Raw genomic sequence first — 11,992 nt, forward strand, 5'->3', positions numbered from 1 at the left:
CAGCGAATTCCAGCTTGCTCATGCACAAGTCTCACGCACCGGACGGTGGTTTCCGCCCTTCGTCCAGATGCCGAGACATTTATTTCATCCGGGTCGGGGACCCGGCGATCCGGCCCTACCCGACATCCAGCCGCAGGAGATCTTCCTCCGTCTCGCGCCGGACGATCACCCTCGCCTGACCATTCTTTACCGCGACAACGGGCGGCCGCAGCGAGTGGTTGTAGTTGCTCGCCATGGAACGGCAGTACGCACCGGTGGCCGGCACCGCGAGCAGATCCCCCGGCGCCACATCGGCCGGCAGGAAGGCATCGCGTACGACGATGTCGCCGCTCTCACAGTGCTTGCCCACCACGCGCGAGAGCATCGGCGCGGCATCGGAGGTGCGCGACACCAGCGCCACGCTGTATTCGGCGTCGTAGAGCGCCGTGCGGATGTTGTCCGACATCCCGCCGTCCACGGACACATAGGTCCGCAGGCCTTCCAGCTCCTTGACCGTGCCGACCTCGTACAACGTGAAGGCCGTGGGGCCCACGATCGCCCGGCCCGGCTCGACCGACAGCCGCGGCACGCCCAGCCCCGCCGCCGCGCACTCCTTGCTCACGATGTCACCCAGCGCCGACGCGATCTCGTGCGGCTCCCGCGGATCGTCGTCCGAGGTGTACGCGATACCGAGCCCGCCCCCCAGATCGATCTCGGGCAGCTCGATCCCGTGCTCGTCGCGCACTTCGGTCAGCAGCTGCACCACGCGGCGCGCGGACACCTCGAATCCCGCCATATCGAAAATCTGCGACCCGATATGGCTGTGAATCCCGATGAGTTCCAGCCCGTCCAGCTTCAGCGCACGGCGCACGGCCTCCGCGGCCTGCCCGTCCGCCAGCGCAATTCCGAACTTCTGGTCCTCGTGCGCGGTCGCGATGAACTCGTGCGTATGCGCCTCGACACCGACCGTGACCCGGATCTGTACGCGCTGCCGCTTGCCCAGCCGCTGCGCGATATGGGCGACCCGCACAATTTCCTGGAACGAGTCGAGCACGATCCGCCCGACCCCCGCCTCCACGGCCCGGGTGATTTCCTCGGTGCTCTTGTTGTTCCCGTGCAGGGCGATCCGCTCGGCCGGCATTCCCGCCGCGAGCGCCGTGGCCAGTTCGCCGCCGGAGCAGACGTCGAGATTCAGCCCTTCCTCGTGCAGCCAGCGGACGATGGCCCGCGACAGGAAGGCCTTGCCGGCGTAGAACACGTCCGCCCCCGGCCCGAAGGCGTCCTTCCACGCCCGGCAGCGGGCCCGGAAGTCGTCCTCGTCCAGGAAGTACGCCGGAGTGCCGAACTCCGCGGCGAGCGCGGTGACGTCCAGCCCGCCGACGGTGACCACACCGTCGGCATTGCGGGAGACCGTACGGGACCAGACCCGCGGGTCGAGGGTGTTGAGATCGGCGGGCGGCCCGGCGTAGTGCCCCTCGGGCAGTACGTCAGCGTGCCGGGGCCCTGCAGGGTGCGCGGAGCGGCTCATGGCTGTGGAGATCCCCTCAAGGTCGTTCAGAGGTGGGCGGGAGCGGAGATGCCGAGCAGACGCAGGCCGTTGGCGAGCACCGTCCCGCTGGCCTCGGCAAGGGCCAGCCGGGCACGGTGCACGGCCAAGGGTTTCTGCTCCCCGACGGGCAGCGGCGGAAAGTCGTCATGCCACCGGAAGAACGCGTCGGCGGTCGCCTCCAGATGCCGCACCACACGGTCCGGTGCCCGCAGCCGCGCGGCGGCGTCGATGACGGAGGGGTAGGTGGCCAGCAGGGTCTGCAGCGCGTGCAGGCTCCGGGAGGGCACAGGGGCGGCTGCGGTGTGCCGTGCCGATGGCGGCGATGCGGGCCGCACGTCGGCCGGGATCCCGTCACCCGCCGCCGGACGCCCCACATCCCCCGGCTCGCCCGCAAACCCCAGCTCACCCGCGTTCCGCACCAGCGCCCGCGCCCTCGCGCAGGCGTACTGCACCCGGAAGCGCGGATTGCTCTCGCGCTGCACGGGCCGCTCGGGCACCCGCACCGGATCGTGCGCGGCCGGCCGCAACAGCACCCAGCGCGCCTCGTCGGATCCGAGCCGTGCGGTGAGGGCGTCAAGGTCGTACGGAACGGGCGCGAGAGCGGGGCGGCCACCGGCCCGGCGGCCACCGGGCCCGGCCGCGGCATCGATCCGCCCCAGCACCTCATCCACCACGGCCTCACGGGCACCGCCCGCCGGGGAAGCTGCCACCGAGGAACCGGCCACCGGACCGAAGCCGCCGTCGAAGCCGCCATGGAAGACTCCGTCGAAGGCACCCTCGGAGGCACCTCCGAAGACATCGCCGGGAGCATCGCCGACGTCATCAGGGCTCTGCCCCGTCCCCGTCCCTGTCCCTGTCCCTGTCCCGCCGTAGCCGTCCCCCTGCGCCAGCACGTCCCGTACGAGCGCGATCAGCGCTCCGTCCCCCAGGGTGAAGTTCAAAAAGCCCGGCCCGGCGATCTCGACCCGAGCGATCCCGGCGCTCCCGGCCAGCCGCTTCCGCAGAATCTCGGCGACCTCCCGGGCCGGCCTCCCCGCGGGCCCCGCGAGCTGCAACGCGACATTGGAGGCGTAGTCCCCGCATCCGGGCCGCGGCGGCGGCTCGACAACGATCCGCGCCGGCACCGGCACGGAGAGCTCCTGCTCCTCCACCGCACCACGCACGGAGCGCAAGACGGTACGGGAGAGCTCAGCGGGGGTCACAGGACAAGCGTATGGGAGACCAGGGGGAGGTCTGCGACCCGGTTTCGCCCTGTGGACACTCCACGCGACGATCCAGGACGGAGCCGGCACCCAACTGAGCACGGGTCCCCCGGGCTCACCGCCCGCGGACCGCGCTACTCCCCGCTACTCCCCACCCGCATCCACCATGCCGACCCCACCGGACGCCGGGACTCCACCGGACGCCGGAATCCGACCGGACACAGGAACCCCACCGGACGCCGCGACCCTGCCGGACGGAGCGCCACGCTCCGCCGCACGCCCGCCCCCGTCGCTCTCCCCGTCCTCGTCCTCGGCCCCGGACCCGGGCCCCCGCTCGCGCTGGCGCCTCTCCCGCACCAGCATCCCCACGGTCCGCACCAGCTCCGCCGGCTCGAACGGCTTCGCAAGAAACGCGTCCACCCCCACCGACTCGCCGTTGTCCACCTCGCTCTGGGTGCATGCGCTGACGATGGCGATCGGGATGTCCCACGTCCGCGGATCGGAACGCAACCGCGCCGCGGTGTGCAGTCCGTTGAGCCGCGGCATCACGACATCAAGGGTCACGACATCAGGTCTCACGTGGTGCACCACGTCCAGACATTCGGCACCATCAGCCGCGGTCACGACCTCGAAGCCCTCCAGCTCGAGATTGACCCTGATCAACTGCCGGATCACCTTGTTGTCATCGACAACGAGGATCCGACCGGACAAGCCAGGCACACCATGAGACTAGGACCCCGCCTGAGACTGCGTCCCGGTTTTCCCCACTTCCGCCCCCGTGTGAGGGACCTTTCCCCGACCGCCACCGCCGCCTCCCCGCGATGCGCTACAAGCTCCGGCACAAGGGCCACGCCACCCCTCCTGGCCCCCTCCCCCGCCACCCTCGAAACCTGTTCATGAACACCCCATCAGAGCTGGTAGGGTTCTACCCGTCGCCACAAGAACACAGGCGGCAACGCCCCCGTAGCTCAGGGGATAGAGCAACGGCCTCCGGAGCCGTGTGCGCAGGTTCGAATCCTGCCGGGGGCACCCTGCATGAGGTGCCCAAGACCCCGTCACCAGTGGAAACGCTGAGGCCGGGGTCTTCGCGTATGTGCAGCCGTGTGTGCCGCCCGAGGCGGTCCTGCGTCCGCCGAGCCGCACGCGTCGCTGCTCATTGATCAGTCGTGTTGCGCTCAGTCATCTTGATGTGTCACGGGTTTCCTCGAAAGGCCTTCTGACAGCCGCAGTTACGGCGGTCACCGAGCCCGTGGTTGCGGGCTGTGGTGCCGGGCCGGCTGAGCCCTCCCGGCGCCCAGAGGTCTCAGCTCTCTTCCAGTACCGCTTGGATCACGTGCCGGGCGTTGTGTGCCATCGCGGGGTTCGTCGTCCGGTAGTACGGCAGCGCGATCAGTGCCTGGGAGAGTGTCCGGGCACGGCCGCGGTGCCAGGTTGCGTCGTACACGCCGAGCGCCCGGCGGAAGACCTCTCTGGCGTCGGCCGGCAGCAGGTTCCACGCCGGGAACAGGTCGCAGGCCGCATCGCCCAGTCCCGTGCACCCGAAGTCGATCACCGAGGTCAGTCTGCCGTCGTTCACCAGCAGATTGCCCGGCATCAGATCGGCGTGCAGCCATACCGGCGGGCCTTCCCAGTCCGGGGTCCGCATCGCGTCCTCCCACACGGCGGCCGCGGCATCGCAGTCGATGCCCTCCTGGGGGATCCCGCGCAGCTCCCCGATCGCCGCGCGGGTCGACGCGTCGAGCGAGGCGAGCGGTCCGCCGCGGTGGGCCCTCGGTGCCCGGGGCAGGGTGATGCTCCGCATCGCCATTACGAAGCCGGCCAGATCCTCGGCCAGCGGCTGGGGCTCGCTCAGCGCTCCCGCCTCGGGGTTCTCGCCCTCCCGCCAGCGGTACACCGACCAGGGCCACGGATACCCCTCGGCGGGCTCACCGGCCCCGAGCACTTCGGGGATCGCCGTGGGCAGTCGGGAGGCTAGGCGGGGCAGCCACTGCCGCTCCAGCGTGATGTCCTGGGCTCCGCCCTTCACCAGCGGCAGCCGTACGACCATGTCCTCGCCCAGCCGGTACATGGCGTTGACCGTGCCGCCGGACGGGAATCGCTCCACCGCCCGCCCCGCCCACTGCGGGAACTGCCCGGCGATCAGCTGCCGTACGAGGTCGTCGTCGAGGGGGTGCTGGCCGGGGTGCATCGCCGCGGGGCTCATGGGGCGTCATCCGATCACCGGGGGCGGGCGGGTGCCAAACGTTTTTCCCGGATGTGCGCTTCGGTGAAGCAGGACGTGTGTATCAGCCGATGCACACGCGAGAGGTCCGTGGCTGCCTGTCAGCCGGGCGCAGGAATCACGCGGTCCGGTGACTCCGTGCGCCCCCGGCGGCAGGTGAACGTGACGTCTCCCTGACGGGGAGTTCCGGCAGAAACCGGGCACCGGGGCCCTCGGCCAGGTGCCCGGTCGGGTCCGGAGCGCGGGGCGGGGGTGGTGGTCAGCCGTCCAGCCGGACCGGGAGGGATTCGATTCCGTAGACGATTGAGAGTTTGCGGAATTGCAGTTCCTCCGGCGTGGCGGCGAGGCGCATGTTCGGGAAGCGGCGCACCAAAGCGGGGTAGGCGGCGCGGAGTTCCATGCGGGCCAACTCGGCGCCTACGCAGCGGTGGATTCCGTAGCCGAAGGCGAGGTGGGAGGGGACATTGCGGGTGGGGTCGAACTGTTCCATTTCCGGGCCCAGTTTGCCGTCCCGGTCCGCGCCGCTCAGGGAGCACAGCACCACGTCCCCGGAGGAGATCTTGACGCCGCCGATTTCCAGGTCCTCACGGGCGAAGCGCGGGAAAGCGACCTGGACGACGGTCAGGTAGCGGAGAAGTTCCTCGACGTAGCCGTCGACGACATCGTCGCCGTCGTGGAGGGCCGCGAAGTGCTTGGGATCCTGGAGGAGGACCAGGGCCCCGAGGGCCAGCATGCTGGCGGTGGTTTCGAAGCCGCCGGTGAGGACGCCGTCGGCGAGGCCCGCGAGTTCTTCGTCGCTGACCGAGTCGCCGTGTTCCTTCACGATCATCCCGAGCAGGCCGTCGCCCGGATTTTCGCGCTGCTTTTTGACGATGTCCCGGAAATAGGAAAGGGATTCGGATATGGCGCCGAAGGAGGCATTTGCGCCACTGAAAAGGTCGAAGCGGGCGGCACTGAGGCGTTCGAAGTCGGCGCGGTCTTCATAGGCGACGCCGAGGAGTTCGCAAATGACGAGGGAAGGGATGGGGAGGGCGAAAGAGTGGACGATGTCGACCGGATCTCCGTTTTCCCCCTCCTTTTCCATGGCATCGAGGCGCTCCTCGACGATCTCGTGGATGCGGGGGGTGAGCCGGCTGAGGCGGCGCATGGTGAATTCGGGCGTCAGGAGACGACGGAGCCGGGTGTGCACCGGCGGGTCGGCGAATCCGAGTCCACCGGGGTTCTGTTCGGCGCCCGCACCGGCCTTGCCGACGAGGTTGGTGAAGTCCGAACTGAACGCATTGGCCTTTCCCAGGACCGCCTTGACCTCGTCGTAGCCGGTGACCAGCCAGACATTGGCGGCAATCGGCACGGGGAGCTTGCTGACGGGCTCCCGCTCGCGGACGGCACCCAGATCACCCACGGGGTCGAGCCCATCGCGTCGCAATGGCATCAGGACGGACTCGGGCAAGAAAGACATTCGAGACAGGTCGAAGCCTTTCTTCCGGGTTCTCGACAGATACATACGACCGGCCCAGGCGATGATCCGGGAACGGAGAGTCGTCATGACGCTAATACTGCCTTTCGTCGAGGGGGACGATCCCCCGCGCTCCGCGGCCCAAGGCGGCCGGGGCAGCACGGAACCTCCACTCGGCGTGCACCGGTGTGACGTACGCCATAGCCCCTCGCTTACGGTGGTCATGGCACTGGTCCATGCCATCGACCGATGTCTTCGGTCGCCCGCATCAGCGTGACGAGCTCGGCCTCGGCCTTCTTCTTCTATTCGGTCTGGACGAGTTTACAAAGTGCCATTGGGCGCGTTCACGGAACAACCCGGAATGACCCCGAGTGGGCCCCGAGGTGCCCCTGAGATACCCCCGAGATGCCCCCGGGGCGCCGTTGAGATGCCCTTGGGGCGTCCTTGATTCCCCCTCGGGCGTGCCGACTCGGCAGCACCCCGTGGTCACCGCCCTTCCCTGCCGGCCGCGCCTCGGGCCTCCACGCCCCCTGCCGGCCCGAGGGAAGGCCAACCCGTGCCAACCCGCGGTTCCGGACCACGGGTTCGCAGTGACGGGCGCGGCAAGGGTGCTTCCTCGATGGCTCGTTGGGGGTGGAGGGAGGAGGGGGAGGAGGGGGGAGACGGACGAGGAGGGGGGAGACGGACGAGGAGGGGCGGTTCCGGCGTTCGGTGAGAGTGGCCGGAGTCGGGTGGGCGAGATCCACGGACCCGCGGCATCACGGATGGTGATGAGTTGCGGACTCTCCGGCGCCTCTTTAGCGTGAGAAGGGAACGAAAGTGAGCGGCGGTCCCGGGCGTGGCGCGAGAGAGCGGCGCGGCAGCGGGAATCCGCACTCACCGCCGGGGAAGGGTGCGACAGGCACCGCACCGGCGGGGCACAGGCCCCGACCCGTCCGTCAGGTGACGCCCGGCAGCTTCGCTCATCTCATCCCGCAGGGAACCACCCCCCTGGGGCTCTCCCCTTCGCAGGAGGAAGCGCATGTTTCCGCAGTCGAAGTCCGGCAAGCGCGGCCTGTTCGGCCTGTTCGCCCTGTGTGCTCTTTCCGGTATGGCGGCCGGATTCGTCGCGGCCGGCCCGGCCCTGGCGTCCGACGGGAGCGAGGGTGACAACTTCGCCGTGTACGAGGGCCATGTCGTCGCCGAGGACGGGCTGGTGGTGCGCATCGGCCCGAGCACCCGCTACCGCGTGGTCGGTTCGAAGGAGTACGGGTCCAAGGTGGGGATCGTCTGCCGGGTCAAGGCGGAGCGCATCGAGGGGAACCCGGTCTGGTACAAGCTCTCCGACGCCTCGTACGCCTGGTCCTCCCAGCGAGACATCGTGAGCGACGGGGAGGCTCCTCGCTGGTGTTGAGGCCGAGGCGGGGCCTTGGGGCCTTGAGGCCCGGAGCCTCAAGGCCCCGGGCCGCGCCTCAGCTCATCGCGAACCGGGCGACGTACTCGTCGAAGGGCTCGATGCCCACCTCGCCGCGCAGGGCGTCCATGCGCTCGGGATCTTCGCAGGGCCAGGGGACGGGTGCGCCCCCGACGACGCCCGCGATCTGTGTGCCGTAGATCTGCTCACGGCCCTCGTTCACCAGCGTCCGGTCGCGCAGGAAGGCCAGCTCGCGCGGGCTTGCCGAACCCGCCTCCACCGCCTGTTCCATGAGCCGGAGCGCGCGTCGCTGCACATCGAGCTGACGGTCGGCGTGCTGCGCCACCAGCCAGGCGCCGCGAGCGGCATCGTCACCGACCAGCTCCGCCGTCGGCCAGCCGTACTCGTCCATGATCTGGTGGAGCCGGTCGCCGTGCTGCGCGGCGAGGCGGCGCCAGGCCAGTCGTTCCGCGGGGTTCTCGCTGTTCGCGCCGGGTGAAGCGCTCTGGTCCGCCTGAGCCATGCGGATGAGCTCCGCCGACAGGGCCGCCGTGTTGTTGTCGTTCGTCATGCTCGCTCCATGGTCCGGGTACGCGGTCCGCGCACGGGGTCTGCGCCCGTGCGGCCGGGGCCTGTGGTCGGCGCCGGTTCGTTCGGTCCACCACGCTAGGGGCCCTTGGCGGCGCGAAGATCATTCCGGAGAACGGTGACGGGGAGGGCCGGATCGGGGGATACTGGATCTACGCCGGAAAGGTGCCGGAGAGAGCGTCGGCCGTGTCCGGTGCGGTGAGGTGGCCGCCCGCAGTCGCAGCGACGCGGAGGGGCGAGCGCCTACAGCGAAGCGAGTACCTGCAGAGACGCCCGGCACCTGCAGAGACGTCGGCACCCACCGGGACGCACCTCAGCGCCCTCCGTGCGGACGCCCGAACGACGTATCCGACATAACGGAAATAGCGGCCGCTGCTTGCTACGTTGCCAGGCATGACGGCAATGGCAAGGGCGACCGCCGCCGCGCGCCCGGCGGACACTCCCCCACCCTTGCCGTCACTTCCCAAACGACGGGGCGTCGAACTGGCCCTCCTCTTGGGCGCCGTCCTGATCAGCGTCTGCGGGTATGTGGCGGTGGGGCTGGCCAGGTGGCATGCCCTGCCGGGTGGTGCGCTCCGCTATGGCGCGGGGCTCGGCGGCCTCGCGCTGCTCGCGCACCTCGCCGTACGCTTCCGCGCCCCGTACGCCGATCCGCTGCTGCTTCCCACCGCTGTGCTGCTCAACGGCGTCGGGCTGGTGCTGATCTTCCGGCTCGACCAGGAGACGCCCCGCAACCACGCCGCACCCACTCAGCTGCTGTGGTCGACCGTCGGCGTCGCCCTGTTCACGGCGGTGGTGGTGCTGCTGCGGGACCACCGCATGCTGCAGCGGTACGCCTATGTGTGCGCGACGCTGGCGCTCGTGCTCATGGCGGCGCCGATTCTCTTTCCCGCCGTCAACGGGGCGAAGATCTGGATCCGTTTCGCCGGATTTTCCCTGCAGCCGGGCGAGTTCGCCAAGGTGCTGATCACCGTCTTCTTCGCGGGCTACCTCGCCGCCAACCGCGGCGCGCTGGCGCACACCGGACGCCGGATGTGGCGGCTGCGGCTCCCGACCGGCCGGGTGCTCGGGCCGATCGTCGCGATCTGGCTGATCAGCGTCGCCGTGCTGGTGCTCGAACGCGACCTGGGGACCTCGCTGCTGTTCTTCGGGATCTTTGTGGTCCTGCTGTACGTGGCCACCGGGCGGACCGGCTGGATCGCGATCGGGCTGTTCCTGGCGGGCATCGGGGCGGCTGCCGTCGGCACGCTGGAGCCGCATGTGCACAGCCGGGTCGAGGACTGGCAGCACCCGTTCGCCGGTATCGCGGCGGGCAAGGGGCCCGGTCAGCTCGCCCAGTCGTTGTTCGCGTTCGCCGCCGGCGGGATGTTCGGCACCGGCCTCGGCCAGGGCCACTCGTATCTGATCGGCTTCGCCATGAAGTCCGATTTCATCCTGGCGACCTATGGCGAGGAGCTGGGGCTGGCCGGGCTGACCGCACTGTTCCTGCTGTACGCGCTGCTGGTGGCGTGCGGTTACCGTGCCGCGGTCGCCGTGCGCGACCCGTTCGGCGGCCTGCTGGCCGTGGGCCTCGCGGCGCTGCCCGCCATCCAGGTCTTTGTGATCGCGGGCGGGGTGATGGGGCTGATTCCGCTGACGGGGATGGCGATGCCGTTCCTCGCGCAGGGCGGGTCGTCCGTCGTCACGAACTGGATCATCATCGCGCTGCTGCTGCGGATCAGTGATCGGGCGCGGATGCCGGCGGGTGCGGAGGGAGAGGAGGGAGAGGGAAAGGGCAGCGGCCGTGGGGGGAGGCGGGGGAGGAGGACCCGGAGGGCGGAGGGCGCGGCCGGGGCGGAGGGCCAGACCACCGACGAGACGGCGGGCGGGGACAGGAGCGGCCTGGCGCATGCTGCCGGGAGTGCCAACGCCAACGACGCCACGAGCGCGGCCACGCAGGGCGGCAGGAGCAGTGCGGCGGGCCTTCCCGGGAGTGGCACGGGGCTCGGGGCCGGGAGCTGGGTGGTCGGTTTCCTGAAGCCCGCCAAGCCGCAGGTGCCGGAGGCGGTGAGCGGGTCCACGGAGCAGAGCAGGGCCACGGAGCAGAGGGATTCCGGGGAGCAGAGGGGATCCGGCCGTTGATCCGCTGTATTCGCCTCACCGCGGCCTTCTCCTTCCTGCTCCTCGTGGCGCTGCTGGTCAACGCCGCCCGGGTGCAGGTCGTCGACGCGGAACATTTTGGAGCAAGTCCCGCCAACCGGCGGGGGCCGATCGTCCGTTACGCACAGCCGCGCGGTGCCGTGCTCGTCGCGGGCCGCGCGGTCACCGGTTCCCGGGACAGCGGAGGGCGGCTGCGCTACGAGCGCACCTATACCGACGGGCCGCTGTACGCGCCGGTCACCGGCTACTCCTCGCAGACCTACGGGACCTCCCTGCTGGAGAGCGCCGAGGACGGTGTCCTTTCCGGGGCCGACGACCGGCTCGCCACCTTCCCCTGGTGGGACCGGCTGACCCACGCCCACCGGCCGGGCGGCAGCGTCCACACCACCATCAACCCACGGATGCAGCGCGCCGCGTTCGACGGGCTGGGGGACAAGAAGGGCGCGGTGGCCGCGATCGAGCCGCGTACGGGACGGGTGCTGGCGCTGGTCAGTACGCCGTCGTACGACCCGGGCGAGCTGTCCGGCAACGGCGCCGAGGTCACCGAGGCCTGGCACCGGCTGAACAGTGCCGAGCAGCAGCCGATGCTCAACCGGGCGCTGCACCAGACCTATCCGCCCGGCTCCACGTTCAAGGTCGTCACCGCGGCGGCGGCGCTGGAGAGCGGCAAGGTCACCGATATCGACACGCCCACCGATTCGCCCGACCCCTACCTGCTGCCCGGCACCGGCACCCGGCTCGGCAATGCCGCGAAGGGCTGCGAGGACGCCTCGCTCAAGGACGCCTTCCGGGCCTCGTGCAACACCGTCTTCGCACGGCTGGGCGCGCAGATCGGGCTGCGCCGCATGGCCGATACGGCCCGCAGGTTCGGCTTCAACGACCGGCGGCTGGCCATCCCCTCGCCCGTCGCGCCGAGCAATTTCGATACGCGGATGGACGCCTCACAGGTCGCGCTCTCCGCCATCGGGCAGTACGACACCGCCGCCACACCGCTCCAGATGGCGATGGTCGCGGCGGCGGTCGCCGACGGGGGCCAGCTGACGGCGCCGTCGCTGATCGACAAGGTGACCGATGCCCGGGGCGTGGTGGTCGCGGGCGATCCGCACCGTACCGCCCGCCAGGTGACCAATCCGGTCACGGCGCAGCAGCTCCAGGACATGATGGTCGACGTCGTCGAGCACGGCAGCGGCCGGCTCGCCGCGATCAAGGGCGTCACGGTCGGCGGCAAGACCGGCACCGCGCAGCACGGTGTGCGCAACGAGGGCACGCCGTATGCCTGGTTCATCTCCTGGGCGCGGCAGAAGGACGGCTACGAGCCGGCCGTGGCCGTGGCCGTGGTGGTGGAGGACGCGGCCGCGGACCGTGCGGACATCAGCGGCGGGGGGAGCGCGGCGCCGATCGCACGGGCGGTGATGGCGGCCGCTCTGGGCTGAGCCCTCCGCGGTGTGACCGGTTGGCCGTCCCG

8 protein-coding genes, 1 tRNA gene and 1 pseudogene are annotated in these 11,992 nt (G+C 70.3%); 4 read left to right on the forward strand and 6 right to left on the reverse strand.

Features of this window, described 5'->3' with window-relative positions:
- Positions 1 to 115: 115 nt before the first annotated feature.
- From lysA to D9V36_RS14790, 3 genes are all read right to left on the reverse strand, one after another.
- Entirely contained in the window at positions 116 to 1,507 is a 1,392-nt protein-coding gene (gene lysA / locus D9V36_RS14780; RefSeq protein ID WP_129294187.1) for a diaminopimelate decarboxylase, read from the reverse strand.
- Between the two features lie 26 nt (positions 1,508 to 1,533).
- Positions 1,534 to 2,730, reverse strand: a complete 1,197-nt coding sequence (gene nrtL / locus D9V36_RS14785) for an ArgS-related anticodon-binding protein NrtL (RefSeq protein ID WP_129294188.1) — start codon at positions 2,728 to 2,730, stop codon at positions 1,534 to 1,536.
- 144 nt (positions 2,731 to 2,874) lie between these two features.
- Entirely contained in the window at positions 2,875 to 3,450 is a 576-nt protein-coding gene (locus D9V36_RS14790; RefSeq protein WP_129294189.1) for a response regulator, read from the reverse strand.
- 237 nt (positions 3,451 to 3,687) lie between these two features.
- Between D9V36_RS14790 and D9V36_RS14795 the strand changes: the two genes are divergently transcribed.
- Positions 3,688 to 3,759 (forward strand) — tRNA-Arg (locus D9V36_RS14795).
- Positions 3,760 to 4,033: 274 nt separating this feature from the next.
- Here D9V36_RS14795 and D9V36_RS14800 read toward each other — a convergent pair.
- Entirely contained in the window at positions 4,034 to 4,918 is an 885-nt protein-coding gene (locus D9V36_RS14800; protein ID WP_129298412.1) for an aminoglycoside phosphotransferase family protein, read from the reverse strand.
- A 292-nt stretch (positions 4,919 to 5,210) separates the two neighbouring features.
- A complete protein-coding gene (locus D9V36_RS14805; RefSeq protein WP_129294190.1) occupies positions 5,211 to 6,497 on the reverse strand; it encodes a cytochrome P450 in 1,287 nt (428 codons plus the stop codon).
- Positions 6,498 to 7,428: 931 nt separating this feature from the next.
- Here D9V36_RS14805 and D9V36_RS14810 point away from each other — a divergent pair.
- On the forward strand, positions 7,429 to 7,800 hold the full coding sequence (locus tag D9V36_RS14810; RefSeq protein WP_129294191.1) for a hypothetical protein: 372 nt from the start codon (positions 7,429 to 7,431) through the stop codon (positions 7,798 to 7,800).
- A gap of 58 nt (positions 7,801 to 7,858) precedes the next feature.
- Here the strand turns inward: D9V36_RS14810 and D9V36_RS14815 are convergent, their stop codons facing one another.
- Entirely contained in the window at positions 7,859 to 8,371 is a 513-nt protein-coding gene (locus tag D9V36_RS14815; protein ID WP_129294192.1) for a DUF6624 domain-containing protein, read from the reverse strand.
- A 419-nt stretch (positions 8,372 to 8,790) separates the two neighbouring features.
- On the opposite strand from D9V36_RS14815, the pseudogene D9V36_RS14820 reads away from it, so the two are divergent.
- Together D9V36_RS14820 and D9V36_RS14825 are read left to right on the forward strand one after the other, a co-directional pair.
- Positions 8,791 to 10,152 (forward strand): annotated as a pseudogene (locus D9V36_RS14820) (FtsW/RodA/SpoVE family cell cycle protein); the annotation flags it as partial.
- 353 nt (positions 10,153 to 10,505) lie between these two features.
- Positions 10,506 to 11,960 (forward strand): penicillin-binding transpeptidase domain-containing protein, encoded by a 1,455-nt coding sequence (locus D9V36_RS14825; protein ID WP_129294193.1) that lies wholly within the window; start codon positions 10,506 to 10,508, stop codon positions 11,958 to 11,960.
- Positions 11,961 to 11,992 lie beyond the last annotated feature (32 nt).

Origin of the sequence: Streptomyces lydicus (assembly GCF_004125265.1) — a bacterium.
GTDB classification, from domain to species: Bacteria; Actinomycetota; Actinomycetes; order Streptomycetales; family Streptomycetaceae; genus Streptomyces; species Streptomyces lydicus_C.

Coding starts and splice junctions, on each gene's coding strand:
- D9V36_RS14815 (WP_129294192.1), bottom strand. CDS start 8,371: ATGACGAACGACAACAACACGGCGGCCCTGTCGGCGGAGCTCATCCGC.
- D9V36_RS14805 (WP_129294190.1), bottom strand. CDS start 6,497: ATGACGACTCTCCGTTCCCGGATCATCGCCTGGGCCGGTCGTATGTAT.
- lysA (WP_129294187.1), bottom strand. CDS start 1,507: ATGAGCCGCTCCGCGCACCCTGCAGGGCCCCGGCACGCTGACGTACTG.
- D9V36_RS14810 (WP_129294191.1), top strand. CDS start 7,429: ATGTTTCCGCAGTCGAAGTCCGGCAAGCGCGGCCTGTTCGGCCTGTTC.
- D9V36_RS14800 (WP_129298412.1), bottom strand. CDS start 4,918: ATGCACCCCGGCCAGCACCCCCTCGACGACGACCTCGTACGGCAGCTG.